The sequence below is a fragment of the Aeromicrobium erythreum genome (assembly GCF_001509405.1).
Taxonomy (GTDB): Bacteria; Actinomycetota; Actinomycetes; order Propionibacteriales; family Nocardioidaceae; genus Aeromicrobium; species Aeromicrobium erythreum.
Map to the genome: position 1 here is coordinate 2,162,318 of NZ_CP011502.1, position 26,267 is coordinate 2,188,584.

The 26,267-nt window shown below is 72.6% G+C and carries 18 protein-coding genes; 8 read left to right on the plus strand and 10 right to left on the minus strand.

Translation table 11 applies throughout. The annotated features are described in order from the left end of the window. The first annotated feature begins 31 nt into the window (after positions 1-31). The gene (locus tag Aeryth_RS10205; RefSeq protein ID WP_236749711.1) at positions 32-1,372 is read left to right on the plus strand and encodes a class I adenylate-forming enzyme family protein; all 1,341 of its coding nucleotides are present in this window, start codon (positions 32-34) and stop codon (positions 1,370-1,372) included. Between the two features lie 282 nt (positions 1,373-1,654). On the opposite strand, the gene Aeryth_RS10210 is transcribed toward Aeryth_RS10205, so the two are convergent. Then, positions 1,655-2,608 carry a GlxA family transcriptional regulator gene (locus Aeryth_RS10210; RefSeq protein ID WP_067858101.1) on the minus strand — a complete coding sequence of 318 codons (954 nt, stop codon included), beginning with the start codon at positions 2,606-2,608 and terminating at the stop codon, positions 1,655-1,657. Between the two features lie 93 nt (positions 2,609-2,701). On the opposite strand from Aeryth_RS10210, the gene Aeryth_RS17955 reads away from it, so the two are divergent. Next, positions 2,702-2,863, plus strand: a complete 162-nt coding sequence (locus tag Aeryth_RS17955; protein WP_158509203.1) for a hypothetical protein — start codon at positions 2,702-2,704, stop codon at positions 2,861-2,863. Between the two features lie 80 nt (positions 2,864-2,943). On the opposite strand, the gene rpsA is transcribed toward Aeryth_RS17955, so the two are convergent. The 3 genes from rpsA to pgfA form a co-directional block, all read right to left on the minus strand. Further along, positions 2,944-4,389, minus strand: a complete 1,446-nt coding sequence (gene rpsA, locus Aeryth_RS10215) for a 30S ribosomal protein S1 (protein ID WP_067858104.1) — start codon at positions 4,387-4,389, stop codon at positions 2,944-2,946. Positions 4,390-4,585: 196 nt separating this feature from the next. Next, a complete protein-coding gene (locus Aeryth_RS10220) occupies positions 4,586-5,851 on the minus strand; it encodes a M18 family aminopeptidase (RefSeq protein WP_067858107.1) in 1,266 nt (421 codons plus the stop codon). Between the two features lie 78 nt (positions 5,852-5,929). Then, positions 5,930-6,934, minus strand: a complete 1,005-nt coding sequence (pgfA, locus tag Aeryth_RS10225; RefSeq protein ID WP_083516387.1) for a cell envelope lipid trafficking protein PgfA — start codon at positions 6,932-6,934, stop codon at positions 5,930-5,932. Between the two features lie 89 nt (positions 6,935-7,023). Here pgfA and Aeryth_RS10230 point away from each other — a divergent pair, with 89 nt between their 5' ends. Both Aeryth_RS10230 and Aeryth_RS10235 read left to right on the plus strand, forming a co-directional pair. After that, positions 7,024-8,850, plus strand: a complete 1,827-nt coding sequence (locus Aeryth_RS10230; RefSeq protein WP_067858113.1) for a hypothetical protein — start codon at positions 7,024-7,026, stop codon at positions 8,848-8,850. After that, positions 8,847-10,109: an acyltransferase family protein gene (locus tag Aeryth_RS10235; protein WP_067858116.1), complete on the plus strand. Its 1,263-nt coding sequence runs from the start codon at positions 8,847-8,849 to the stop codon at positions 10,107-10,109. The genes Aeryth_RS10230 and Aeryth_RS10235 overlap by 4 nt, the downstream gene beginning before the upstream one ends. Here the strand turns inward: Aeryth_RS10235 and Aeryth_RS10240 are convergent. Both Aeryth_RS10240 and Aeryth_RS10245 read right to left on the minus strand, forming a co-directional pair. Then, the gene (locus tag Aeryth_RS10240) at positions 10,010-14,041 is read right to left on the minus strand and encodes an alpha-(1->3)-arabinofuranosyltransferase domain-containing protein (RefSeq protein WP_083516388.1); all 4,032 of its coding nucleotides are present in this window, start codon (positions 14,039-14,041) and stop codon (positions 10,010-10,012) included. The genes Aeryth_RS10235 and Aeryth_RS10240 overlap by 100 nt on opposite strands. Then, positions 14,008-14,739: a class I SAM-dependent methyltransferase gene (locus Aeryth_RS10245; RefSeq protein WP_236749712.1), complete on the minus strand. Its 732-nt coding sequence runs from the start codon at positions 14,737-14,739 to the stop codon at positions 14,008-14,010. The genes Aeryth_RS10240 and Aeryth_RS10245 overlap by 34 nt, the downstream gene beginning before the upstream one ends. Before the next feature lie 144 nt (positions 14,740-14,883). On the opposite strand from Aeryth_RS10245, the gene Aeryth_RS10250 reads away from it, so the two are divergent. Then, positions 14,884-15,969 (plus strand): glycosyltransferase family 4 protein, encoded by a 1,086-nt coding sequence (locus Aeryth_RS10250; protein WP_236749713.1) that lies wholly within the window; start codon positions 14,884-14,886, stop codon positions 15,967-15,969. A 109-nt stretch (positions 15,970-16,078) separates the two neighbouring features. Here the strand turns inward: Aeryth_RS10250 and Aeryth_RS17960 are convergent, their stop codons facing one another. Both Aeryth_RS17960 and Aeryth_RS10255 read right to left on the minus strand, forming a co-directional pair. Then, complete coding sequence (locus Aeryth_RS17960) at positions 16,079-16,222, minus strand: hypothetical protein (RefSeq protein ID WP_158509204.1); 144 nt, start codon at positions 16,220-16,222, stop codon at positions 16,079-16,081. Positions 16,223-16,318: 96 nt separating this feature from the next. Next, entirely contained in the window at positions 16,319-17,998 is a 1,680-nt protein-coding gene (locus Aeryth_RS10255) for an MmpA family trehalose lipid delivery protein (protein ID WP_067858125.1), read from the minus strand. A gap of 96 nt (positions 17,999-18,094) precedes the next feature. Here Aeryth_RS10255 and Aeryth_RS10260 point away from each other — a divergent pair, with 96 nt between their 5' ends. Then, complete coding sequence (locus tag Aeryth_RS10260; RefSeq protein ID WP_067858128.1) at positions 18,095-19,294, plus strand: hypothetical protein; 1,200 nt, start codon at positions 18,095-18,097, stop codon at positions 19,292-19,294. 704 nt (positions 19,295-19,998) lie between these two features. Here Aeryth_RS10260 and polA read toward each other — a convergent pair. Further along, positions 19,999-22,662: a DNA polymerase I gene (gene polA / locus Aeryth_RS10265; protein ID WP_067858131.1), complete on the minus strand. Its 2,664-nt coding sequence runs from the start codon at positions 22,660-22,662 to the stop codon at positions 19,999-20,001. Between the two features lie 685 nt (positions 22,663-23,347). Further along, a complete protein-coding gene (locus Aeryth_RS10270) occupies positions 23,348-23,959 on the minus strand; it encodes a GNAT family N-acetyltransferase (protein WP_067858134.1) in 612 nt (203 codons plus the stop codon). A gap of 96 nt (positions 23,960-24,055) precedes the next feature. Between Aeryth_RS10270 and Aeryth_RS10275 the strand changes: the two genes are divergently transcribed. After that, entirely contained in the window at positions 24,056-24,799 is a 744-nt protein-coding gene (locus tag Aeryth_RS10275) for a DUF554 domain-containing protein (protein WP_067858135.1), read from the plus strand. A 120-nt stretch (positions 24,800-24,919) separates the two neighbouring features. Then, a complete protein-coding gene (locus tag Aeryth_RS10280; protein ID WP_144433749.1) occupies positions 24,920-26,260 on the plus strand; it encodes a branched-chain amino acid ABC transporter permease in 1,341 nt (446 codons plus the stop codon). The last annotated feature ends 7 nt before the right edge of the window (positions 26,261-26,267 follow it).

Here is a 26,267-nt window from a genome sequence, read left to right on the forward strand (position 1 = left end):
GACCGACCAACCCCTGCAGCATACTGGGCGGGTGGATGCGCGCGCAGGGGACGGCCCGCAGGGGCTGGAGGTCCTGACGGCGGGACGCAGCGAGCAGGACCAGCGTCGCGTGGCCGGCGCGCTGCGGGCGCGGGGCCTCGGCACGGGCGACCGGCTCGTGCTGCTGTGCCCCGGGGAGCCGGCCTACGCGAGCGTCGTGCTCGGCGCGGCACGGTCGGGCGTCGTGCCGGTGCCGCTGGACCCGCGCCTGACCGCCTGGGAGCGCGAGCGGGTCCTCGGCGACCTCGACGCCGCCCTGGTCGTGGACGACTCGGCCGCCCTGCGGGCGCTGCTGGACGGACCCGCTGCCGACCTCGCGCCCGACCCTCTGTGCCGGCCGATGCACTTCACGTCGGGCACGACCGGTCGGCCGAAGGGTGTGTGGTCGGGCCTGCTCGAGCCGGACGACGCCCGCGACCTCGTGGTCGAGGAGCGCGAGCTCTGGGGCTTCCGGGCCGACGACGTCGACCTCGTCGTCTCGCCGATCTACCACTCCGCTCCCCTGCGCTTCGCCACGGGCACCCTGTTGGCCGGCGGGAGCATCGCGGTGCTGCCGCACTTCGACGCGACCGCCTTCGTCGACGCCGTCGCGCAGGTCCGTCCCACGACCATGTTCTGCGTGCCGGCGCACCTACAGCGCCTGCAGCAGCACCTCGACGAGACGGGCGACGAGCCCGACCTCTCGTCGTTCCGGCTCGTGGCGCACGCCGGCGCACCGTGCCCCGAGCCCGTCCGACGCCGCGCGCACGCGCAGTTCGGCGAGCGGACCGTGTGGGAGTTCTACGGGTCGACGGAGGGACAGTGGACGGCCTGTCGCGGTGACGCGTGGCACGAGCGTCCCGGCAGCGTCGGCCGAGCCCGGCCCGGCCGGGTGGTGACGGTCGACGACGAGGACCAGCTGTGGTGCGTCGTGCCGCGCTGGGGACGCTTCACCTACTGGCGCGACGAGGAGAAGACCGCGCAGGCCTGGCGCGACACCCCGGACGGCCCGGCGTTCACGGTCGGCGACCTGGGCCGCGTGGAGGACGGCTGGGTCTACCTCGACGCCCGTCGCAGCGACCTCGTCATCAGCGGTGGCGTCAACGTCTACCCCGCCGAGGTCGAGGCGGCGCTGGAGGACCTGCCCGGCGTGCTCGAGGTGGCCGTGTTCGGCCGGCCGGACGAGCGGTGGGGCCAGCGGGTGGTGGCGGCCTACGTCGGCGACGCGGACGAGGAGACCCTGCGGGCGCGCGCCCTCGAGCGCCTCGCGCCGCCGAAGCGGCCCAAGGAGTACCTGCGCCTCGACGCCCTCCCCCGCACCGCCACCGGCAAGGTGCGCCGGACCGAGCTCTGAGCTCCCCGACCCCGTCCGTCGCACCCGTCCCAGGATTCCCATCACCTGAGGGGAATCCTCACTCACCTGCGGTTGATCCCGCCGGTGAGTGAGGAAGAACCATGGTGAGTGCCACCAGGCGCGATGCGCTCAGGCGCATCTCGACGGGCGGACGCGACCGGCCCGCTCACCACGGTCCTCCCCCGCTCACCTCGGGAAGCATCCGCAGGTGAGCGCGGGAGAACCATGGCGAGCTGCTGATTCCCATCAAGTGATGGGAATCAGCGACAGGCGATGGTCCGGTCAGCCCGCGTCGGCGCAGGCGAAGGTGCGGCGGAACTCCTGGGGCGTGGTGCCGAGCGCCTGGGTGAAGTGGTGGCGCAGCGTGGCGGCGTTGCCGAAGCCGACACGGGACGCCACCTGCTCCACCGAGAGCGTCGAGCCCTCGAGCAGCTGCTCGGCCAGCGCGATGCGCTGGCTGGTGAGCCACTGCAGCGGGGTGGTGCCGGTCTCGTCGCGGAAGCGCCGGGCGAAGGTGCGTGGCGACATGTGCGCGACCGCGGCGAGCCGGTCGACGGGCAGCGGCTCGTCGACGTGCTCGAGCGCCCACTCGAGCACCGGCGACAACGTCTCGGCCTCGACCTGGCCGACCGGGGTGCGCACGAACTGCGCCTGCCCGCCCGTGCGGTGCGGCGGCATGACGATGCGCCGTGCGGTGGTCGCGGCCGTGCGCGCCCCGAACACCCGCCGCACGAGGTGCAGCGAGGCGTCGATGCCGGCGGCAGAGCCGGCCCCGGTCAGCACGTTGCCGTCGAGGACGTACAGCACCTCCGGGCGCACGACCGCCGTCGGGAAGGCCTCCTGCAGCTCGGTGCCGTAGCGCCAGTGCGTCGTGCACTCCCGCCCGTCGAGCAGGCCCGCCTCGCCCAGCAGCCACGCGCCGGTGCAGTGCGCCGAGACGTAGGCACCGCGCTCCCCCGCCGCGCGGACGGCCTCGACGGCGGCCGGGTGGTGGTGGCGGTAGCCGCGCTTCGGCGCGACGCACACGAGGTCGGCGTCAGCGGTCGCGTCGAGCGAAGCCTCCACGTGCAGGTCGACGCTCGAGCCACGGACCCGCCCCGGCTCGGGCGTGCAGATCGTGAAGTCGAAGACCGGGTTGTCGTCCTCGGGGTGGTAGGGCTCGTTCCAGACCTCGCAGATGGCTCCGAGGCCGAACGCCTCGACCCCGTCCTGCACGACGACCGCGACCTTCTTCATGGACCCAGCCTGCCACAGGTGTGGCGGTTTATCGAGGATGACTGGCTTTTCTGCCACTGGTGGCAGGATCAGACGGAGACGAGACTTTCTGCCATGTTCCTGTTGCTCATCCTCCTGGCCCTGTCCGCCCTCGTCATCGTCCTCGCGATCTGCGTCTCCCTCGACGGCTACGGCAGCCGTCCCGGGCCGCGCAGCCGTCCGCGCGACCCGTTCGAGCCGTCGCGGGCCGACGACCACGACCTGCCCGTCCGGTGACCCCGGCCCTCGCCCCGACAAGACGAGACCCCCGACCATCGGCCGGGGGTCTCGTCGTGCGGTCGTTCAGCGGGTGAGGATCACTCGCCGCCCGTCAGCTTCTCGCGCAGGGCCTGCAGGGCCTCGTCGGACGCGAGCGAACCCTCGCCCGTCTCGACGTCGCCACCGGCGGAGTAGTTGCTGACCTCGCCGGCCTCGATGTTGGCCTTCTCGGCCTCCTCGATCTGCTTCTTGTGCGCCTCCCAGCGCTCGTGAGCCTCGGCGTACTGCTTCTCCCAGGCAGCGCGGGCCTCCTCGAAGCCCTCCTGCCACTCGCCGGTCTCCGGGTCGAAGCCGTCGGGGTAGATGTAGTTGCCCTGCTCGTCGTAGGAGGACGTCATGCCGTAGAGCGTCGGGTCGAAGTCGTCGGCCGCAGCGGCCTGCGTCTCGTTGGCCTGCTTGAGCGACAGCGAGATGCGACGACGCTCGAGGTCGATGTCGATGATCTTGACCATGACCGAGTCGCCGATCTGGACGACCTGCTCGGGGATCTCGACGTGACGCTCGGCCAGCTCGGAGATGTGCACGAGGCCCTCGATGCCCTCCTCGACGCGCACGAACGCACCGAACGGGACGAGCTTGGTGGCCTTGCCGGGCACGATCTGGCCGATCTGGTGGGTCCGGGCGAAGTGCTGCCACGGATCCTCCTGCGTCGCCTTGAGCGACAGCGACACGCGCTCGCGCTCGAGGTCGACGTCGAGCACCTCGACCGTGACCTCGTCGCCGACCTGGACGACCTCGTTCGGGTGGTCGATGTGCTTCCAGGACAGCTCGGAGACGTGGACGAGACCGTCGACGCCGCCGAGGTCGACGAACGCACCGAAGTTGACGATCGAGGAGATGACGCCCTTGCGGACCTGCCCCTTCTTGAGCTCGTCGAGGAACTTCTGGCGCACGGCCGACTGGGTCTGCTCGAGCCACGCACGGCGCGACAGGACCACGTTGTTGCGGTTCTTGTCGAGCTCGATGATCTTCGCCTCGAGCTTCTGGCCGATGTACGGGTCGAGGTCGCGCACGCGGCGCATCTCGACCAGCGACGCGGGCAGGAAGCCACGGAGTCCGATGTCCATGATGAGGCCGCCCTTGACGACCTCGATGACGGTGCCCTCGACGACGCCGTCCTCGGCCTTGATCTTCTCGATGTCGCCCCAGGCGCGCTCGTACTGGGCGCGCTTCTTGGACAGGATCAGACGGCCTTCCTTGTCCTCCTTCTGGAGGACGAGGGCCTCGACGCTGTCACCGACGGCGACGACCTCGTGCGGGTCGACGTCGTGCTTGATGCTCAGCTCGCGCGAGGGGATGACGCCCTCGGTCTTGTAGCCGATGTCGAGGAGGACCTCGTCGCGGTCCACCTTGACGATGGTGCCGTCGACGATGTCGCCGTCGTTGAAGTACTTGATGGTCGAGTCGATGGCCGCGAGGAAGTCTTCCTCGGTGCCGATGTCGTTGACCGCAACCTGCGGTGCCGCAGAGGGTGCGATGCTCATAGGTAGATGGACTCCGATGGATGGATGATGTAGGGATAGCGGCCGGCGGACGTGCCTCGGACGCCCCGTGAGGGCGTGCGAGGAGCGCTCCTGCTCGGTCCGAGGAACGCACAGGTCACCAGCGCACCTCTCAGGGTACGCGATCCCCGTCGTTCCCGGACCACCGGGGGCGTCGTGAGGGACGGCCGGACGACGTTCAGGCGGGCAGGGCGAAGAACGCGGTCAGCGCACGCACGTAGTGCTCGACGTCGGCGGCCGCCATCGTCTCCCGCGCGGAGTGCATGGCCAGCTGCGGGGCACCGAAGTCGACGGTGGTGATGCCGGTGCGGGCGGCGCTGATCGGCCCGATCGTCGAGCCGCACGGCAGGTCGGCCCGGTGGACGTAGCGCTGCAGCGGCACCCCGGCGTGCTCGCAGGCCCGTGCGAACACCGCGGCGCCGACGGCGTCGGTGGCGTAGCGCAGGTTCTGGTTGACCTTGAGGACCGGTCCGGCGCCGAGGCGCACGTGGTGCAGCGGCTCGTGACGCTCGGCGTGGTTGGGGTGCGTCGCGTGCGCCATGTCGCCGGACGCGCAGACCGAGCCCGCGACCGCGCGGTGCAGGTCGTCGCGGTCGCCACCGGCGGCCAGGACGATGCGCTCGAGCACCGTGAGCAGCAGGTCCGAGGCGGCGCCGCGCTCGGAGGAGCTGCCCACCTCCTCGTGGTCGAACAGCACGAGCACCGACCGCTGGCCGTCCACCGGCGCCCTGCCGCCGGCCGCGGAGTCGAGCAGCGCCTGCAGCCCGGCGAAGCAGGTGGCCTGGTTGTCCAAGCGGGGTGCCGCGACCAGCCAGCCGTCGACGCCCACGCGCGCGCTGGGCACGACGTCGGCCGTCATGAGCTCGAAGCCGAGCACGTCGTCGGCGCCGAAGCCCTCCCGCTCCCCCAGCCACGCGAGGAACGGGGTGCCGCGCTGCGCCCAGATGGCGTCGAGGTGACGCTGACGGTCGGGCGCGCCGGCGGCGTCGCGATCGAGGTGGATCGCCAGGTTCGGCACCCGCAGCACCGGCTCGTCGACGTGCACGTGCCGCTCCTCGCCGTCGCGCAGCACCACGCGGCCGGCGACGCCGAGGTCGCGGTCGAGCCAGGTCGTGAGCAGGGGGCCGCCGTAGGGCTCGAGCGCGAGCACGTCGGTGCCCTCGAAGCGTCGGTCGTGGTGCTGCTTCAGGCGCAGCGTCGGGCTGTCGGTGTGCGCACCGACGATCCTGAACGGGTCGGAGGCGGCGGACGAGGCGGTGTCGTCCCACGCCACGAGCGACCCGCCGCGCACGACGTAGCCGCGACCACCCGGCCCGGGCCATGCGGCGCGCTCGTCGACCCTCGACCACCCCGCCGACTCCAGCGCGGCGGCCGCGGTGGCGACGGCGTGGAACGGGGACGGCGAGGCATCCACGAAGCGGCAGAGGTCGTCGGCGGCACCCATGGCCCCACCGTAGCGACCTGCGGACGCACGTCCGGCGCGCCACCCATGGGTGACGCGCCGGACGAAGGTGCCTGCGGCTCAGGCGGTGTGCGTGCCGCCGTCCTGGCGACCTGCGGCCTTGCGACCACGGGCCAGGCCCGCGACGCCGAGGACCAGCAGGACGAGTCCGACGATGCCGCCGACGATCGGGAACGTGGTGTCCACGGCCTTCAGCAGCGTCGCCTTGCCCTTGTACTCATCGACGGTGTCCTGGATGTAGGCGTCGGTGTAGCCGAGCGTCGCCTTCGTGGTGGTGAGCTTGCGCTCGCCGTCGACCTCCAGGTAGGAGTCCTGTGCCTCCCCGCCCTTGATGATGACGCCGGTGACGGGCTCGACCAGGAAGCTGCGCGTGTTCGCGTAGATCCGGTCGGCCGTGACCTGCGAGGCGTCCTCGCCGACGAGCGAGCCGGGCACGTCGATCGTGCCGGTCTTCGTCGGCTCGATGACCTGCTCGAACTCGTAGACGTCGAGACCCTTGATCGTGGTCTCGCCCTTGTAGACGGCCGGGGTGGCCTTCTTCAGGGTGCCGTCCCAGAAGTCGTACGTCTTCTTCTCGGTCCCGAACGGGAACTTGAAGTACAGGCCCTTGAAGGCGCCCTCGGACTCCTCGCCACCGGTCTCCGTGGTCGAGCCGCTCCACGAGACGGTCTCGCCGGTGTGGGCGTCGAACGCGACGCGGTCCTTCGTGCTGCTGAGCGGCGTCTGCCCGCTGGCGCAGTCGAAGTCGGGCGTGTCGGTGCACGTGTAGGTGTCCCACACGGCCACGTCGCGGCCGAGCTCGTCGGAGGCCTTCTCGCTCAGGTCGACCTTGCCCTGCACGATGCGCGTGGACTTCAGGGGTCCGGTCTCGACCGCGGGTCCGCCCTCGGCGCCGACGTTGAGGTACTCAGCGTCCTCTCCCGGCGCCGTCTGCGAGATGCTCGTGGTCTCGTTGTTGTCGGGCACCACGGCCAGACGGTCGTACATGTAGAACTTGCTCAGTCCTGCCAGAAGAACCAGGAAGGCGCCCAGCACGAGCGCCACCAGTCCCAGCTTCTTACCCACAGTCGGGCTCCCTCCGCTGTTGTGATCAGGCGCACGTTACCAGTCCGTAGGGTCATCGGAGCCGCACCCGACGTGTGTGAGGATGAGTCGTGGTCGAACCTGTCACGCGCCGGCTGCTCGGGACCCTGCGCGACGAGGGCGTCGGCACCCGGGAGCTCGTCTCCGGCGCCGCTCTCGTGCTCTTCCTGGCCCAGCTCGCCTGGCGTGCCTGGATCGTCGTCCCGGGCTGGTTCTACTCCGACGACCTGCTGCTCCTGGAGGACGCAGCGCGGCCGCTGCACACGGTGCTCCTGGAGCCGAACGACAGCCAGCTGATGCCGCTCGGGCGCGTCGTCGCCGCCTTGGTCGCCGCCGCCGGACCGTACGCGTGGTGGGCTGCCGCGACGTCGGTGCTGGTGCTGTCGGCCGCCGCGACGGCCGCGTGCTGGCTCATGCTGCGCACGGTCTTCGGTCCGCGCCCGTTCGTCCTCGTGCCGTTCGCGCTCTTCTGCTTCCTCCCCCTCGCCGCCGACGCGAGCTCCTGGTGGGCCGTCGCGCTGAACGCGCTCCCCGCTCAGGTGGCGTTCTTCCTCGTGGTCACGGGGTTCGTGCTCTGGACCCGTGACCGACGTCCGCGCTGGGCTGCGCTCGTGGTGCTGGCCTACCTCCTCGGCGCGGCGAGCGGACCCCGCGCGCTGCTCATGGCCCTGCCGGTGGGCGCGTTCGTCGTCCTGTTCTGCTCCGGGACCGGACGGAGCACGCTCGGCCGGGTCGTACGCCGGCACGGCCCCGTGGTCGCGCCGCTCGCCGCGCTCGGCGTCGCCTACCTCGTGCTCTACCGGGCCACCACGCCCCCGCCGGTGCAGGTCACCGGTGCCACGCCGTGGCTCGACGTCGCCGACCGGCTCCTCCTGTCATCCGTGCTGCCCGGGCTGGTCGGCGGACCCTGGCGCTGGGACGTCGCCGCGGACCCGCTGTCGGTCCCCGACCCCCTGCTCGCGGTGCGCGTGGTGGCTGCCGTCGCGGTCCTGGTGGTCGTCGCCGTCGCGTGGCGTCGGCACCCGAGCACCACGTGGCGTGCGGTCGTCGTGGTGCTCGTGCAGGTGGCGGGCACCTACGTCGCGATCGCCCTCGGCCGTGGGCTGCAGGTCGGGGCCGTCGCCGGCCAGTTCACGCGCTACCTGCCCGACCTCGCCGCGGTGCTGCCGTTGGCGCTGGCCGCTGCTGTCCTGCCGGTGCGCGTGCCCGACGCACCGACCGTGCGCGAGCGTCCGCTGCTGCCCCGTCTGCCCTCGGTGCCGCGCGCAGCGCAGGGAGCCGCGCTCTCCGTCGTGCTCGTCGCGTCGCTGGTGAACGCGGCCGACTACGCGCGACCGTGGCACGAGGACTTCCCCGCGCGTCGCTACGTCGAGAACGCGCGCGCGTCGCTGCTCGCCGACCCGCGCCCCGTCGCCGACCTCGAGGTCCCGGAGCTCGTGCAGCTCGGGCTGCACTACCCGCGGAACCTGCCGTCGCACGTGCTCGCGCCGTACGGTGATCTCGTGGACGCACGCAGGCAGGGCAACGACCTCGCGGTGCTCGATACCGACGGCACGGCGCGCCAGCCGCTCGTGCGCGGCGCCGAGAGCGCTCCCGGACCCGTGGCCGGCTGCGGGACGAAGGTCGTACCAGGTGAGCCGGGGCGCATCGCGCTCGACCGGGCGCAGATGCCCGACTTCCCGTGGACCACGATCAACTACGCCGCGTCGGTCGACGGCGAGGCCGTGCTGCGCTTCGACGGTCGCGAGCCCGTGCGCATGCAGGTCCTCAGCGGCCCGCACACCTACCTCGTCAACGGCGACGGCGCCTACTCGACGCTCGAGGTCGACGTGACGACACCCGGCCTGACGGTCTGCGTCGACCGCGTCGCGGCGGGCACGCTGGAGGCCCTGCGATGACGGCGACGGTTCCCGGCTCCCCCACCTCCCCCGCGGCACCCGCCGACCGGACGTCGGGCGGACGCGCCGTCGCACCCGTGTACCCGGGCCTCGACACGCTGCGCGCGGTGGCCTCCCTCGCGGTCGTGCTCACCCACTGCGCGTTCTGGGCCGGGTTCTACGACGAGGGTCTGCTCGGAGCCGCGATGCAGCGCCTCGAGGTCGGTGTCGCCGTCTTCTTCGTGCTGTCCGGCTTCCTGCTCGCGCATCCCTGGCTCACCGCGGCGCGCACCCGCGAGCAGCACGACTCGGTGGCGCGGTACGCCTGGAAGCGCGCGCTGCGCGTCCTGCCCGTCTACTGGGTCACCGTCGTGCTGGCGCTGCTGATCGTGCGGCAGAACCGCGAGCTCGGCCTGGACCGCTGGGTGCAGAACCTCGCGCTCGTGGACCTCTACCGCGAGCCGGCGCTGCCCGAGGGCCTCTCGCAGATGTGGAGCCTCGCGACCGAGGTCGCGTTCTACGCCGCGCTGCCCCTGATCCTCGTCGTGCTGCTGGGTCGACGCACCCACGGTCTGCGCGTCAGGCGGGTGCTCACGCTGCTCTCCGTCCTCGCCGTGCTGTCGCTCGTCTGGACGTCGGCGGCCTCGATCGGCGGCCCGCTCGTGCCACTAGGTCCCTGGACGACGCAGGCGCTCCCGGCCTTCCTGGGCTGGTTCGCGGTCGGCATCGCGTTCGCCGTCGTCGACGTCGACCGCCGCCATCCGCTGCCCGGGCGCCCGTCGCGCGTCGCGCACCGCCTCGAGTCGGTGGCGTCCGCCCCGGGTGCCTGCTGGCTCCTGGCAGGGGCGGTGCTCGTCGTCGCGTCGACCCCGCTCGGCGGCGCGGCCGGACTCTTCGCGCGCACGTCGTCGGAGTCGCTCGTGCGCGCCGTGGCGTACGCGGTCGTCGCCGCGCTCGTGGTGCTCCCGAGCGTGTTCGGCGACGCCGACTCCCCTTACGCCCGCTGGATGGCGCACCCGTGGCTGCGGCACCTCGGCCACGTGTCCTACAGCCTCTTCTGCTGCCACGTGATCGTGCTGTGGGTGCTGTTCGACCGGCTCGACCTCACGCTCTTCAACGCGTCGTTCCCGCTCGTCATCGTGCTGGTCCTCGCCGTGTCGCTGCCCGTCTCGGAGCTGCTCTACCGACTGGTCGAGCGCCCGTTCCTCCGCCTCAAGAACCTCGGCCGGCGCGCGCCGGCGGCCACCACGACCGACACGGCGGCGAGCGCCGCCAGCTGAGGCAGCGCGAGGTCGCCCGACCACGTGCTGAACTGTCCCCACGGGCGCAGCACCGCGATCCCGCCGGCCACGGCGACGAGCAGCCCCACGAGGGCAGCGGGCGGGACACGTCGCCGGGCCGCCCACGCGGCTCCGACGGCCAGGAGGGCGGTCAGCACGCCCGGCGCTCCGGCCAGCCAGGCCGCCGCCAGCACCCAGCCGCCCAGGACGACGGTCTCGCCGGACGCGCCCTCGACACGGCGGCGCGCGGGCGGACCCGGGCGTGACGGGAGCGCTGCGAGCAGGACCACGGCCAGGAACGCGAGCACACCGACGCCGAGGCCGGTCGTGTAGAGCGACTGCGGCGCGAACCTCGTGCTCACCTGCGCCGCGGCGCCCGCCGGCACGAGCCAGGCCTGCCGCCAGCCGTCGACGACCGTGGGCCGCAGCGCCGCCCCATCGGGTCCGGTGGCCTCCCAGCCGGCGTTGGTGTTCGACCGCTCGGCGAGCACCACCGTCGCCGAGTCGGGCGTCGCGACCTGACGCTGCAGCAGCAGGTCGGCCGGGCGCAGTGCCGTCGTGCCCGCCGCCACCACCCGGTGCTCGCCCGACGTGAGCGCGACGTCGTCGTCTGAGCAGAGCTCGACCGGGACCGCCTGGCCCGACAGCAGCGTGCGGGCGTCGACGGCCAGACGGGTGCGTCGCACCGTGCCGTCGACGACGACCGTGGGCCCGTCGGCGCACCGCACCGTGACGTCGACCGTGTCGAGGCGTACCGGAAGTCCGGCGACGCCGGGCGTCGAGAGCTCGGTGAGGCCCACCGGGAGGGCGCGCGCCGTGCCCGTGAAGTCCAGGTCGGTACGGGGCGCCTGCGGCGACAGGTGCAGCTCGACCGACGTCGTGCGCACGCGCGGCAGCCGCAGCACCCCGTCACGGACCTGCACGGTGCGGGTGGTGCCGTCGGCGAGCACCGTCCGCACCGACCGGACGGGCGTGGCGGCCAGGTCGACGGACGTCTGCAGACGGACGCGGTCGAGGCGGACCGGGCGCGCCCAGCGCAGGGTCACGGTGGGGTCGGGATCGTCGGCCGCGGCGACCCATCCGGTCGAGCGGTCGCCGTCGGCGAGCGCGAGTGCCCCGCCCCGCCCCGACGTGCCCTGCTGCGAGGAGACCTCCACGGTGGCGAGCCGGCCGCGCTGCACGAGGGCGTCGAGCGCCTGGCCGCCACGTCCGGTGACGGTCATCGACGGGCGGTAGCGCGCCGCGGTGCGCAGCGGGACGAGCCGGTCGAGCGCGCCGGCGTCCTCGACCTCGCGGACGTGCCGGTCCGAGCAGTTCTGCACGCCCTCGACGACGGAGCAACCGTCGGCAGCGCCCACGTCGGCCTGCAGGAGCACCGTGGCCGGCGCCGCCCACCCTCGGGGCAGCAGCGGGAGACGCAGCGGTCGCGCCAGGCCCACCGCGTCCGGGATGCCGACCTCCTGCAGGGCGAGGGGGCGCTCGGCGCTCGTGGCTCCGCTGATCCGCAGCCGCGAGACCCGGCCGACCTCCACGAGGACGGCACGACCGTCGCGGAGCACGACGTCGCGTGGCCCGTCCTGCGTCGTCACCCGCACCCGGCGCTCCTCGCCGTCGCGGCCGGCCGCGGTGATCGGCACGATGCCGAGGTCGACCTCGCGGCCGAGGTCGAGGTCGAGCCAGGCCGTCCGGTCGAACCGGCCGGGATCCGCGGTCCACGCCGTCGTCGGGTCGCGATCGAACGCGGCCCACGGGCTCGCCGACGGGTCGGTCCACGGCGAGGCACCGGCGTCGGACCGCGACGACGACGCCGTGAGCGCCTTGGCACCGCGCAGCACCGGCACGGTCGACCACGGCTCGACGGCGTCCTGGGAGTACCGGTGGACGGGCCGGTCGGCGCGCCACGGCTCCTGCCGGGTCAGCGAGGCAGACCGGTTGTCGCGGACGGCCGCGAAGTCGGCCTCGCGGCGCCGGTTGCCGTCGGTCAGCACGACCGGCGCGTCGTCGAGCTCGTCGCCCGTCACGTCCTGCGCCATCACCGTCGTCGGGGGCGCTGCACCGCGCTGCTCCAGACGCAGCAGCGACCGCGCGTCGCCGACCAGCACACCCGTGCGCGACGTCGACGTGGCGGTGCGTGGTGGGTCGACGCCGTCGAGGACGAAGACCTCGACGGCCTGCCGCGGGGCCTGCAGCCCGGCGTCGACGAAGGGTCCTGGTCCGTCGGCGCCGTCGAGCCGGGGCCCGCCGCCGATCACCGGGCCGAAGCCCGCCGCGCGTCGCACGCCAGGAGTGCTGAGCAGCGTCGACCGCACGGTCTCCGGCGACAGCACGTCGCCGGAGCGGGAGACGTCGAACCGGACGACGAACGTGCGCACGCCGGCGCGTCGCAGGGTCGCCGCGAGACCGGCGTCGCCGCGTCCGGACTCGAGCGCCGCCGAGACCGCGTCCATCCACTCGATGGTGCCGCCCGGCGTGAGCGGGATGACGTTGCGGACCGCCCACGGCGACCGCGCGAGCGGCTGCAGCGGCTCGTCGTTCGTGCGACCCCACGCGTACTCGCCGAACGTCGTCGCCGGCAGCAGCAGGGCCCGGCCGGGTGCGTTGTCGGCGAGCCAGTCGGCGGTCTGCGTCCAGTACTGCGGGACGTCGACGTAGCTGCCGCGCGGAGCGACGTGACCCGTCCACGCCGGTGCCGTCGCTCCGGCGAGCGCCGCGCAGGCCAGCACGGCCACGCCGACGGCGTTCGTGCGTCGCACGGCACCCGACCCTCGCGCCAGGAGCACGCCCAGCAGGTGCGCGAGTCCCAGCACGAGCGGCAGGCGCACGAGCACGTCGAACTTGTGGGTGTTGCGCACGGGCGACAGCACGCCGTCGAGCAGCGCCTGGACGTCGGTCGCCCCGAGGCCCCGCGTCGCGCCGACGTGGCCGGCGGTGACCGCGACGAGCCCCAGCACCAGCCCGGTGACCAGGTAGCGACGGTGCGGCACGTCGCGCCGCGCGAGTCCGACGAGACCGAGCGCCAGCACGAGCACGCCGTTGAGGACGAGCAGCCGGTCGGTGACCAGGAGGCGTCCGGCATCGGACCAGAGGTCGACGTACGGCACCCAGTTGGTCGTGCCGCGCAGCGCGTCGAGAACGGTCGCCGCGAACGTCGTGGTCGGGGCGGACTCGATGTAGTCGAGGAAGGGCGGGCTGTAGCGGCCCAGCAGCAGGAGCGGCAGGATCCACCAGCAGGTCACGGCCAGCACGAGCGGCGGCCACCACAGCAGCAGCGCCCGACGTCGCGGCCCGCTCGTCCCGACGAGCAGGAACCAGCCCGCGAGCGGCACGACCGCGAAGGTGGCGACCGCGTTGACGCCGCCGACCGCGCCCACGGCGAGGGCGCTGAGCGCCGCGTACCGGCGCGGGTCGCCACGGCGAGCGCCGAGGACGAGCGGGAGGATCACCCAGGGGGCCACCGCCGACGGCCACACCTCGATGGACGACGGCCCCAGCACCGACAGCATGCGCGGCGACAGTGCGAAGGCGAGCGCCGCGACGATGCGCGAGGCGTCCGAGCCGATGCCGAGGGCCTCGGCCAGCTTCACCACCCCGACGAACGCCACCACGAGCACCACGGCCCACCACGCACGCTGCACGACCCACGGGGGCAGCTGCGCGAGGTCACCCAGCCCGAAGAACGGGCCCATCGGGAACAGGTACCCGTACGCCTGGTTCTGCACCTGGCCGAACGCGCCCGACGGGTCCCAGAGCGTCAGCGCCCGGCCCAGGAACCCCCACGGGTCGACCGTGAGGTCGAGCTTGGTGTCGGTGACGACCCGACCGGGGGCCTGGGCGAACGCGAGCGCCACGAGCACCGCGGACCACGCGACCAGGCGCGTGCGTCGGCGACCGTCCCCCCTCAGCGTCTGCGCAGCACGATCGCGAGGTTCCACGTCACCACCTCACGCACGACGGGCACGCGCAGCACCCACCACGCCCAGCGCGGCAGGTAGCGCGGCACGAGCGCGAGCACCTCCACGTCGGGTCGCGACCGTGCCCAGCGCAGTCCGGCCGCGGCCGTGACCGCGAACAACGACGTGCCGAACACGTTCTTCGGGGGGTGCCCCTCACGCCGGGCGTAGCGTCGGGCGGCGCGGTGGCCGCCGAGGTAGTGCCAGGGAGCCGTCTCGTGACCGCCCCACGGTCCCCACCAGAGGGTGTAGGAGCAGAAGACCAGCCCACCGGGACGGGTCACGCGGACCATCTCGTCGGCCATGAGCCACGGGTCGGGGACGTGCTCGAGGACGTTCGAGGAGTACGTGACGTCGAAGCTGCCGTCGGCGAACGGGAGCTGCATGCCGCTGCCGAGGACGGTGCCCGGCTCGGGCGACCCCAGCCCGGACAGCTCGCCGAGGTCGGCGTCGAGCGGGGTGTACCGGGCGCCCGCCCCGCGGAAGGCGCGCGCGAAGTAGCCCGGTCCGCCGCCGACGTCGAGCACCCACGCGCCGTCGAGGTCGGCGAAGTGCTGCACGTGCGCGACGGAGTCGGCCGCGAGCGCACCGTAGAAGCGGTCGGGGTCGGTCTGCTCCACCTGGAACGCCCGGAAGAGCCGCCAGGAGCGGCGCAGCGTGGGACGGAACGGCGCAGGCACCAGGGCACGATACCCCCCACGGAGGTCCATTCCTGACGTAGACTGCAATCACCGTGTTGAGGGACACGGACGACGCCCTGGCGTCGAGGGAGCGTCGGCCGCGGCCGGCACGAGGAGGGACCGGCTAACCACGCCGGGGCACACGTGCACATTCTTTTCTGCAACTGGCGCGACACGCGCAACCCCGAGGGCGGCGGCTCCGAGCACTACGTCGAGACGATGGCTCGCGGCCTCGTCGAGCGCGGCCACCAGGTCACGATCGCCTGCGCCCGCCACGACGGCGCGCCTGACGACGAGGTCGTCGACGGCGTCCGCTTCGTCCGGCGCGGCAGCAAGCTCGACATCTACGTCCTGACCTTCCTGCGGCTGCTGACCCGCCGCTACGGGCGCGTCGACCTCGTCGTCGACGTGCAGAACGGTCTGCCGTTCTTCACCCGCTGGGCCACCCGCGCGCGCGTCGTCGTGCTGGTGCACCACGTGCACCGTGAGCAGTGGCCCGTCGTCTACCCGGGCTTGGTCGGTCGCGTCGGGTGGTGGATCGAGAGCCGCCTCGCGCCCCGCCTCTACCGCCGTAGCCGCTACGTGACGGTCTCCGCCGCCAGCAAGGCCGAGCTGGTCGAGCTCGGCGTCGACCGCGACCGCATCCGCATCGTCCACAACGGCAACGACCCGGCGCCGCGCGTCGACGTCGAGCGCTCCGACGTCCCGCGCCTCGTGGTGCTCGGCCGCCTGGTCCCGCACAAGCAGGTCGAGCACGCGATCGACGCCCTCGTGGCCGTGCGACGCACCCACCCGGGCGCCGTGCTCGACGTCGTCGGGTCGGGCTGGTGGGACGAGCAGCTGCACGACTACGCACGTGAGGCGGGCGTGTCCGACGCCGTCGTCTTCCACGGCCACGTCGACGACACCACCAAGCACGCGCTGCTCGCGCAGGCCTGGATCATGCTGCTGCCCTCGCTGAAGGAAGGCTGGGGCATCGTCGTCGGCGAGGCGGGTGCGCACGGCACGCCCACGGTCGCCTACGCGTCGGCGGGCGGCACGACCGAGTCGATCGACCACAAGGACTCCGGCCTGCTGGTCGAGGACCGCGACGAGCTGGTGCGGGCGACGTGCGACCTGGTGACCGACCACGAGTGGCGCACGTTCCTCGGCGAGGGCGCTCGCACGAAGGCGGCCACGTTCACGTGGGGCGCCTCGCAGGCCGCGTTCGCCGCGGCGCTGGACGACTGAGCCCGACGGTCAGCACCACCCGGCTCACGAGACACCACGCAGCACGCACAGCAACGACGAGGGGCCCGGTCAGAAGACCGGGCCCCTCGTCGTTGCTGTGCTGGATGCGTCAGTTGCCGTAGCTGACCGTGCTGGTCTGGACGGGCTCGGTGCCCGCGCTCTGCTGCGACTGCACCACGCCGACGGCGGTAGCCGCGGCGAGTCCGCATCCGACGAAGAAGGCGACGACGCCGCCCACGATTGAAGTTCCCACGTTTTGTCCTCCCTCGAGACCACGTCAGGATACCAGGCAGCGAGACCACGCGGGGCCGGACACGTGGCACAGGTCTCGTCGCGTCGGACCACAGGCTCAGGCACGTGGTCGGGGGCGGCGCACGCGCACCGCACCGACGGCCGCGCCGGCCGTGGCGGCGAGCGCCACGACGACCGCGACGCCCCACACGCCCCAGGCGGCCGTGGTCGCGAGTCGGTCGGTGTCGTCGACCTGGCGCACGCGCGCGTCCCGGACCGCCAGGACGCGCAGGTCGGTGCCGCCGACCCGCTGCAGACCCCGTACCTGCCGCGCCGCCCGGTCGGCGTCGGGCGCGGTGGTGTCGAGCACCACGAGCCCGACGCCCAGGCGCGCGAGCGCACGCGGGACGTCGCGCGAGCGCAGCGCCTGACGGACCTGCGCCGCCTTGCGGTCCTCCCCTGCCACCGTCCGCCCGCCGACGACGAGCCGGTCGTCGGTCAGGGTGGTGCGGTCGAAGTAGCGGCCGGCCGGGTCGAGGACGGGACGTCCGTCGTTCCACGCCGGTGCGCGGTAGGCGGTGAACGGGAGCACCAGCAGGTCGCCCCGCACCTGCGACCGGGCGACGAGCTCGCGCGCCGTCTCCCAGGACGCCGGGTAGCGGACGGGCTCCAGCCGACCGCCGATCCCGTTCGCGAGGGCGGGCAGCAGCGCGAGCGGCAGCAGGACCCCCGCGACGGCCGGGACCGCGGCGAGGCGACGTCGGGCGTGGACCCGCACGAGCGCGTCGACACCGACCGCGAACGCCGCCACGACCAGCGGAGCGACGAGGGCGAGGTACCGCGAGCCGTCGCGGAGCAGGGCCACGGTGCCCGCGCGTCGCACCAGGTCCTCGACGAGCTCCGGCGCGGCCCAGCCGAGGAGGGCGACCACGAGGCCGACCACCGCGACCGGCGCGAGCGTGACGAGCGTCGGGCGGTCGGTCCGCGCGAGGACGACCAACCCCCCGAGGGCGACCGCCCAGAGCACCACGGTGAGCACGAGCGAGAGGCCCGTCCCGCGGCCGTCGGGCACGACGTCGCCGTTCCAGATGCCGCCGAGCGACAGCGCCGTGCCGACGTGCCCGAGTGCCCCCTCGGCCCGCAGGGCGAACGCGGTGACGCCGAGCGGGTCGGCGTCGACCGGACCGCGCAGCACCGACGTGACCACCCACGGCGCGTTGAGGACCACCGCCAGCACGACGACCCGCAGGTAGCCGAACCGACGTCCGGCGAGCACACCCGCGACCAGGCCCATCACTCCCCCGGCCGGCGTGAGGGCGGCGCCGGCCAGCGCGAGCACCACCACGCGCGGGCGGGGGTCGTCGCGTCGCAGCTCGCCGACGAGCCAGAGCAGCCCCGCGTAGCCGAGCAGCATCGGCCACTGCCCGATCGCGAGGCGCTCCAGGACGTACGGGTTCCAGACGGCCAAGGTCGCTGCGGCGAGCCGACCGGTCGTCCCGAGCGTCGGGACGAGTCGCGCGCCACCGACACCGGCCAGCACGAGCGCACCGAGCAGCACGAGCCGTTGCACCACCTGCGGGTCGATCGCGGCACCGAGCAGCGCCACCACCGCGTCGGACGGGACGGCGCGCGGCAGCGCACTGCCGAGGCCCCACAGGTCGTCGCGGTCGAGCGCGAGGTGCGGCACCCAGACCATGTCGTAGGAGAGGACGTAGCCGGGACGGAACCAGGGCAGGCCGACCAGCACCGCCAGCAGGGCGCTCCACTGCAGGACGATCGCGTCGCGCCACCGGCTCATGGTCCTCCTCGTTCGAGCCTCACCCTAGAGGTCGAGGGTGCCCCGCGCCGATGCTTCCGTCGGGCGACGGGACCAGGGGCTGGCTAGGGTGACCCGGTGACGAGCACCAGCCACCGCCTCTCGAGCGGCTCGACGGTCGCGCTCGGCATGGTCGGCATGAACGTCGCCATCTACGGGTTCACCGTGGCGGCCGCGCGGACCATGGTGCCGGCGGAGCTCGGTGCTCTCGTGGCCCTGCTCGGCGTGCTGCTCATGGGCAACGTCGTCTCGCTCGGCATCCAGGCGGTCACCGCGCGACGGATCGCCGTGGCGCCGCAGGACAGCGCCGACGTGATCGGCGTGGTGCTGCGGGTGACGGCCGCCGCCGCGCTCGCCGTGGGTGCCGTCGTCGCCCTGGCGTCGGTGGCGCTGGTGCCGCTGCTGCGACTCGACTCCGCCTGGCCCGTCGTGCTCGCGGGCGCGACCCTCGTCCCCCTGACCGTCATGGGCGCGCAGGCGGGCATCGCGCAGGGGTCGGAGCGCTGGCGCACCCTCACCGGCATCTACCTCGCCAACGGCTTCGGGCGGCTGCTGTGCGGCACGATCGCGGTGCTCGTCGTCCCGTCGGCGACGTCGGCGATGGTCGGGATCGCCGTCGGCGCGTGGGCTCCCGTGCTCGTCGGGATGCCCCTGCTGCGCGGACACCTGCGGCCGGCGCAGGGGGTGAGCCGTCGCCCGCTCGTCCGCGAGACGGTGCTCGGCTCGCACGCCCTGCTCGCCTACTTCGTGCTGAGCAGCCTCGACGCGCTCGTGGCCCGCAACCGGTTCGAGGCGCACGAGGCGGGCCTGTACGCGGCAGGACTCATCCTGTCGAAGGCCGCGTTGTTCGCGCCCCAGTTCGTCAGCGTCGTGCTCTTCCCCGACCTCGCCCGCGACGAGACCCGCCGCGCCCGCGCGCAGGCGGTGCTCGCGGTCGCCGGCCTCGGTGCGGTCGCCGTCGCCGCCACGGCCCTGCTCCCCCGCCTCGCCCTCGTGCTCGTCGGCGGCGCGCAGTACGAGGAGATCGCCGGGCGGCTCTGGCTGTTCGCCCTCGCCGGGTCCTGTCTCGCCGTCGTCCACCTGCTCGTCTTCGACGCGCTCGCCCGCCACGCCCACGGCGTCGTCGTCCTGGTGTGGATCGCCGCCGCCCTCGTCGTCGCCGTCGCCTACGGCTTCGACGTCCACCTCACCGGCCTCGTCACCACCGTCGCCACCGTCTCCGCCGCCCTCGCCCTGGTCGTCTGGTTCGTCCCGGGCCGCACCACCGCGCCACGCTGAGGGTCGGTCCTCGGGTCGGCCCTTCGTGGGCTTGCTGGTGCGGTGGCTGCGGGGGTCTGGGCTTGCTGGTGCGCGGGCGTAGGGGGTCTGGGCTTGCTGCTGCGCTGCCTCGGGCTGGTGCTGGCGGTGGTCTCCGAAAGGGCCTCGACCGGGCGGCTGGGGAGGGCGCTGGCCTGAGGTCCCGGGCCGCGGGTCGCGCTCGGGGTGGACGCACGATGCTGCGTTCGTGTGCGGAAGACCAAGGATGCTGCGTCTGCTACGGGATCCCGCCACCAAGGCAGAAGCGTTCGACCTTCTACGCGCGAACGAAGAAGCTTGGGTGCACTTGGGGGTGGGGTGGGCAGCGCTTCTCCCTTCTCGTGGCACGGTCCACGAGAAGGAAGCACCGTTGCCACGTCTGACCCTCTCAGCGGTGGATCTGCCACCTGTAGAGCGCTCAGAAGGTGGCAGATCCACCGGCGAGGGCGCTGAGGTGGCAGATCCACCGCTCAGGACGCGCAAACGCAGAATCTTGCGTCCAACGCCAGCCACAGCCCGAGAACCCGAGCCACCGCCGGTCCCAACTGCCCGGTCGAGGCCCTTTCGGAGCGCAGAACGAGTCGAAGCCGCGCCGGCGCAGCCCCACCCGACCGAGAACCCGCACCAGCGCAGCCTCACCCCGGCAGGAATCCGCGCCGCGGCTCAGCGACGTCGGCGGCTCCGGCTCAGTGGGCGGCCTCGTGCCAGGTGCGGCCGGTGCCGACGGAGACGTCGAGGGGGACGGAGAGCTGGGCTGCGGAGGCCATCTGCTCGCGCACGAGGGTCTCGAGGACGTCGCGCTCGCCCTCGGCGACCTCGAGGACGAGCTCGTCGTGGACCTGCAGGAGCAGCCGCGACGTCAGTCCCTGGTCGCGCAGGGCTGCGTCGACGCCCAGCATCGCCACCTTGATGATGTCGGCGGCGGAGCCCTGGATCGGGGCGTTCAGCGCCATCCGCTCGGCCATCTCGCGTCGCTGGCGGTTGTCGCTGAGCAGGTCCGGCAGGTAGCGGCGGCGGCCGAGGATCGTCGCGGTGAACCCGGTCTGGCGGGCCTCCTCGACCACGCCGTGCAGGTAGGTGCGCACGCCGCCGAAGGTCTCGAAGTAGTCGTCCATGAGGCCCTGCGCCTCACCCGTGGAGATCTGCAGCTGCTGGCTGAGACCGTACGCCGACAACCCGTACGCCAGTCCGTAGTTCATGGCCTTGATCCGGGCCCGCAGTCCCCCGTCGATGTCGGTGGGCTCGCGCTCGAAGACCTTCGCCGCCATCACGGTGTGGAAGTCGTGACCGGAGCGGAACGCCTCGATGAGGTCGGCGTCCTCGGACAGGTCGGCCATGATGCGCATCTCGATCTGGCTGTAGTCCGCGGTCAGCAGGGTCTCGTACCCCTCGCCGACGACGAACGCCTCACGGATCCGGCGTCCCGACTCGGTGCGGATGGGGATGTTCTGCAGGTTCGGGTCGGCCGAGCTGAGCCGGCCGGTCGCCGCGATGGTCTGGTAGTAGGTCGTGTGGATCCGGCCGTCGGGCTGCACCGTCTTCTGCAGGCCCTCGACGGTCTGCCGCAGACGCGTCACGTCGCGGTGCGCGAGCAGGTGCTCCAGGAACGGGTGGCCGGTCTTGACGAACAGCTGCTGCAACGCCTCGGCGTCGGTCGTGTAGCCGGTCTTCGTGCGCTTGGTCTTCGGCATGTCCAGCTGGTCGAAGAGCACCTCCTGCAGCTGCTTGGGCGACCCGAGGTTCACCTCGCGGCCGATCGCCTCGTAGGCCTCCTCCGCCGCTGCCGTCATGCGACCGGTGAACTCCTCGTGCAACGCGTCGAGGTGCTCGGAGTCGACGGCGATGCCGGCGGTCTCGGCGGCGGCGAGCACGTGCACCAGCGGGAGCTCGACGTCGCGCAGCAGCGTGAGCGCCTCCTGCTGCTCCAGCTCCTCCGCGAGCACGTCCCACAGGTCGAGCGCGGCGCGAGCCCGCTGGGCGGCGCCCTCGACGCCCGCGGTGTCGTCGTCGAAGGCCAGCTGGCCGGAGTCGTCGGCGGGGCTCAGGTCGCGCTTCAGCGCGCGCAGCGCGAGGTCGGCGAGGTCGTAGGAGCGCTGGTCCGGACGCACCAGGTAGGCGGCGAGCGCGGTGTCGGCCGCCAACCCGCCCAGCGACCAGCCCTGCGCCGCCAGGGCGTGCCGCTGACCCTTCGCGTCGTGCATGACCTTCGGGCGGTCCGCGTCGGCCAGCCACGAGGCGAGCACCTTCTCGTCGGCCGGGTCGAGCGACTCCGGCGCGAGACTCACGGCACGGCCAGCGGCCGTGGCGACGGTGAGCATGTCGACGCGTGCGCCGACGGGTCGCAGCACGCCCGTGACCTCCACGCCGACCGGCTCGCGATCGGTGTGCTCGTCGAGCCACGCGGCCAGCGCTCCGGCGGCGGGACGGTCGACGACCACCTCGACGGCCGCCTCGTCGCTGCTCGACTCGTCACCACCGCCCAGGTACTCGAACAGGCGGGTGCGCAGCGCCGCGAACTCGAGGGCGTCGAACACCTCGTGGATGGCGTCGCGGTTCCACTCGGTGCTGAACGCGAGGTCGGTGGGCTTGGCCGGGAGGTCGAGGTCGCGCACGAGCGCGTTGATGCGCCGGTTGCGGAGCACGTCGTCGAGGTGGGCCCGCAACGACTCCCCCGCCTTGCCCTTCACGGCGTCGACGTCGGCGACGAGGGCCTCGAGCGAGCCGTACTGGTTGATCCACTTGGCCGCCGTCTTCGGCCCGACCCCGGGGACTCCGGGCAGGTTGTCGCTCGTCTCGCCGACGAGCGCGGCGATCTCGGGGTAGTGCTCGGGCGTGACCCCGTACTTCTCCTCGACCGCGGCCGGTGTCATCCGCGCGAGGTCGGAGACTCCCTTGCGGGGGTAGAGCACGGTGGTGGTGTCGGTGACCAGCTGGAGCGCGTCGCGGTCGCCGGTGCAGATCAGCACCTCCATACCGGCTTCCTGCGCCTGCGTGGTGAGCGTGCCGATCACGTCGTCGGCCTCGAAGCCGTCCTTCTCGAACGCGGTGATGCCGAGCGCGGCGACGACGTCCTTGATCAGGCCGACCTGGCCCTTGAACTCGTCGGGGCTCTTGCTGCGGTTGCCCTTGTACTCCGCGTACTCCTGCACGCGGAACGTCTGCCGCGACACGTCGAACGCCACGCCGACGTGCGTCGGACGCTCGTCGCGCAGCACGTTGATGAGCATCGAGGTGAAGCCGAACACCGCGTTGGTGTGCTGTCCGGTGGTCGTGGAGAAGTTCTCGACGGGCAGGGCGAAGAAGGCACGGTAGGCGACGGAGTGACCGTCGATCAGCAGCAGTCGATCCACGTCGTCGACTCTAGACGCACCGGCGGACACTGGCCTGCGGCGTGTGCCTCGTGTGCGTGGTCGTGGGGTGGTCTCGTCGTGATGGTGCGCTGTCGTCGGACGCCTCGGACCTGCTGGTGCGCTGCCGCGGGAGCGGTGTGCTCGGTGGTGCGCTGCCGCAGGGGGTCTCGTCGTGCTGCTGCGCTGCCGCAGGGGTGAAGGCCAACGATGCTGCGTTTGCTACGGGATCCCGTCGTGAACGCAGAAGCGTTCGGCCTCGCACGCGTGGATGAAGAATCGTGGGTGCACTTTGCGTGGGGGTGACGAACGATTCTTCCTTGGTGTGGACCGTTCCACGCGAAGGAAGAATCCTTCCGCCGCTCAGCCCGCCATCGGTGGATTTTCAACCACAGGAGCGCTCCTGCGGTTGCAGATCCACCGATAGGACGCACGAACGCAGAACCTTGGCCCCTGAACGCAGAATCGAAGAATCGTGGATCCAAGGGCGGGCCCAGCCAGACCCCGAGACCCGAGGCCAGCCCCAGGCCCCCTGCCGGTCGAGGCCCCTTCGGAGACCGCCCCCAGCGAAGGCCGAGGCAGCGCACCAGCACGGTCACGACGAACGCAGGCAACGCACCAGCAGCCCAAGACCCGTTGCCACCGCACCGGACAATCACGACGCCCAGGGACGAAGGAGCCCCCGACCTCAGACCCGGCCGGAGCGGCGGTCGTCCTGGCGGCGGCGCAGCGTGCGGCGGACGGCGATGAGCTTGCCGGTGTCGCGGGAGTGGGTGGCCTTCGAGCTGAGCCGGGAGCGCAGGCGGCTGGCCTGGATGGCGCGGACGGCTGCGACCTGGGTGAACCCGATCTTCGTCAGGTAGCGGTGCGGCTCGCGGGCCATGAGCGGGATGGCCGCGACGACGATCTCGCAGGCGTTCTCCTCGCCGTACGTCGCGGCGGCCGACAGCAGCGTCGCGGCGACGTTGCGGCGACGGTGGCGCGGGGAGACCTGGATGTCGGTGACGATGAGGATGGGGGTGAGCGTGATCGGTGTCAGGGTGCTCAGGTCGCACACCGTCGCGCCGACGATCTCGTCCTCGACGAGGGCGACGATGATGCGCTTGCCGGGCTTGGCGAGGGTCTGCTCGATCGCCGACTCCGCCTCCGTCGCGGTCGGCTCGCGGAACAGCGACTGGTAGGAGAACGCCTCCGCGCCCTCCTCGTCGCTCACCGCGGCCGACTCGGCCCACAGGGCCACGAGCTCGGCCGCGTCCTCGGGCACCGCGTCGCGCATCACGATCGGCGAGCGAGTGGCCATGACGTCCTCGGCGGGTGTCGGGCGCGACCCCGGACGGACGGCTGTCACCATGGCCCGGTCGGGTCGTGCGATCTTCAACGAGCGAGAGGAGCCTACATGTTCGTGGGTAGCGGCACGCTCACCAACGTGGCCACCGTGCTCGTCGGGTCCGGGCTCGGCCTGCTGGTCGGCCAGCGGCTGCCCGAACGGGTGCGCACGACCGTCACCTCCGCGCTCGGTCTCGTGACGCTACTCATCGCCGCCGACGCCGCCCTCGCGGTCCGCAGCGACGCCCTGGTCGACGCGACGCCACGGGGCGCGCCGACGCTGATCGTCCTCGGCTCGCTGCTCGTGGGTGGCGTCGTCGGCTCGCTCCTGCGCCTGGAGGACCGGCTCGAGTCGTTCGGCGGTGTCCTGCAGCGAGCCCTGTCGCGGGGCGACGGCGGCGACCGCGACCGCTTCGTCCAGGGCTTCGTGGTCGCCTCGCTCGTCTTCTGCGTCGGCCCCCTCACGATCCTCGGCTCGATCAACGAGGGCCTCGGCCGTGGGGCGGAGCAGCTGCTCCTGAAGTCGGCGCTCGACGGCTTCGCGTCGCTCGCCTTCGCCGCCGCGCTCGGTGTCGGGGTGATGGCATCCGCCGTGGCCGTGCTGGTCGTGCAGGGATCGCTGACGCTCGTCGGGCTGGCCCTCGGCGAGGCGCTGCCGGCGGCCCACCTCGACGCGTTGGGCGCCACGGGCGGACTGGTCCTCGTCGGGGTGGCGCTGCGTCTGCTCGACCTGAAGGCCCTGCCGGTCGCCGACCTGCTGCCGGCACTCCTCGTGGCGCCGCTGCTCACCCAGCTGGCCGTCTCGCTGGCCTGAGCGGACTTCACAGAACTGTTACCTGTGGACTTTCGCGAAGGGGCCACCTCGGACCCCGGCGGGGATATAGTCCCCGGGACGACGGCGCCACAAGCGCTGCCCGAACTCCAGGAGTCCTGCGTGCGACTGACATCCAAGGTCCTCGTGTCGGCGTTCCTGGCGTGTCTGGTCGTCCTGGTGCCACTCGGCGCCTCGGCCACCAGCACGCCCACGCCCAGCGCGAGCCCGACGGCGCCCACGGCGCCGGCCACCCCGCCGGACGGCGCCTACATCGGCGTCACGCTGCAGAACAGCGGTGACGACAAGGCCCCGATCCCCGGAGCGACGCTGAGCGTCGCCTCCTCCTCCGGCACCGAGGTCGGCGAGGCGGTGACCGACCCGAACGGACGCGCCTTCATCGCGATCCCGGAACGGGGCAGCTACGTCGTCACCCTCGACACCGACACGCTGCCGTCGGGGATCCAGTTCGCCGGCAGCAACAAGCGCACCGTCGACGCGCTCCTGGACGGCGGCAACTTCGCCCAGTTCCAGATCGGCGTCGTCGAGCAGGCCGGGCCCTCGCTCGGTGAGCGCTTCGCGGGCGCCATGGTCAACGGCGTGAAGTTCGGCCTGATCATCGCGCTCGCCGCCCTCGGCCTGTCGCTGATCTTCGGCACCACGAAGCTCACCAACTTCGCGCACGGCGAGATCATCACCTTCGGCGCGATCGCCACCTACGTCGCCAACCGCGCCTTCGGGCTGCCGGTCATCCTCGCGATCGTCGTGGCGGTCCTCGCCTCGGCGGCCTTCGGCTGGCTCCAGGACAAGTTCCTGTGGAAGCCGCTGCGCAGCAAGGGCATCGGCATCATCGCGATGATGATCGTCTCGATCGGCTTCGGTCTGCTGCTGCGCAACGTCTTCCAGTACACGTTCGGCGGCTCGCGCGAGTCGCTCTCGCAGTACGTCAACCAGACGCGCAAGTCCTACGGTCCGTTCGCGCTGGCCGACAAGGAGATCGCGATCATTCTCGTCTCGATCGTCGTGCTGACGGTCACGTGCGTGGTCCTCATGAAGACCCGCCTCGGCAAGTCGATGCGCGCCGTCGCCGACAACCCGGCACTGTCGGCGTCGTCCGGCCTGCGCGTCGACGGCGTCGTGCGGTCGGTCTGGGTCCTCGGCTGCGCCCTGACGGGTCTGGCCGGCGGCCTGCTGGCGGTCAACAGCCAGGTCAACTTCCTCATGGGCTTCAAGCTGCTGCTGCTCGTGTTCGCGGCCGTGACCCTCGGCGGCCTCGGCACCATCTGGGGCGCGCTGGTCGGGTCGATGATCATCGGCATCATGGTCGAGGTCGGCACGCTGCAGATCGGCATCTGGCCTGGTGTCCCGTCGTCCATCAAGGAGGTCGGCGCCCTCGTGGTGCTCATCCTCATCCTGCTGATCAGGCCCCAGGGCATCCTGGGCCGCGCCGAGCGGATCGGCTGAAAGGGAC

Excerpts from the sequence above, each read along its gene's own strand:
- Aeryth_RS10210 (WP_067858101.1), bottom strand. The coding sequence starts at position 2,608 with ATGAAGAAGGTCGCGGTCGTCGTGCAGGACGGGGTCGAGGCGTTCGGC.
- Aeryth_RS17955 (WP_158509203.1), top strand. The coding sequence starts at position 2,702 with ATGTTCCTGTTGCTCATCCTCCTGGCCCTGTCCGCCCTCGTCATCGTC.
- rpsA (WP_067858104.1), bottom strand. The coding sequence starts at position 4,389 with ATGAGCATCGCACCCTCTGCGGCACCGCAGGTTGCGGTCAACGACATC.
- Aeryth_RS10220 (WP_067858107.1), bottom strand. The coding sequence starts at position 5,851 with ATGGGTGCCGCCGACGACCTCTGCCGCTTCGTGGATGCCTCGCCGTCC.
- Aeryth_RS10235 (WP_067858116.1), top strand. The coding sequence starts at position 8,847 with ATGACGGCGACGGTTCCCGGCTCCCCCACCTCCCCCGCGGCACCCGCC.
- Aeryth_RS10255 (WP_067858125.1), bottom strand. The coding sequence starts at position 17,998 with ATGAGCCGGTGGCGCGACGCGATCGTCCTGCAGTGGAGCGCCCTGCTG.
- Aeryth_RS10270 (WP_067858134.1), bottom strand. The coding sequence starts at position 23,959 with ATGGCCACTCGCTCGCCGATCGTGATGCGCGACGCGGTGCCCGAGGAC.
- Aeryth_RS10275 (WP_067858135.1), top strand. The coding sequence starts at position 24,056 with ATGTTCGTGGGTAGCGGCACGCTCACCAACGTGGCCACCGTGCTCGTC.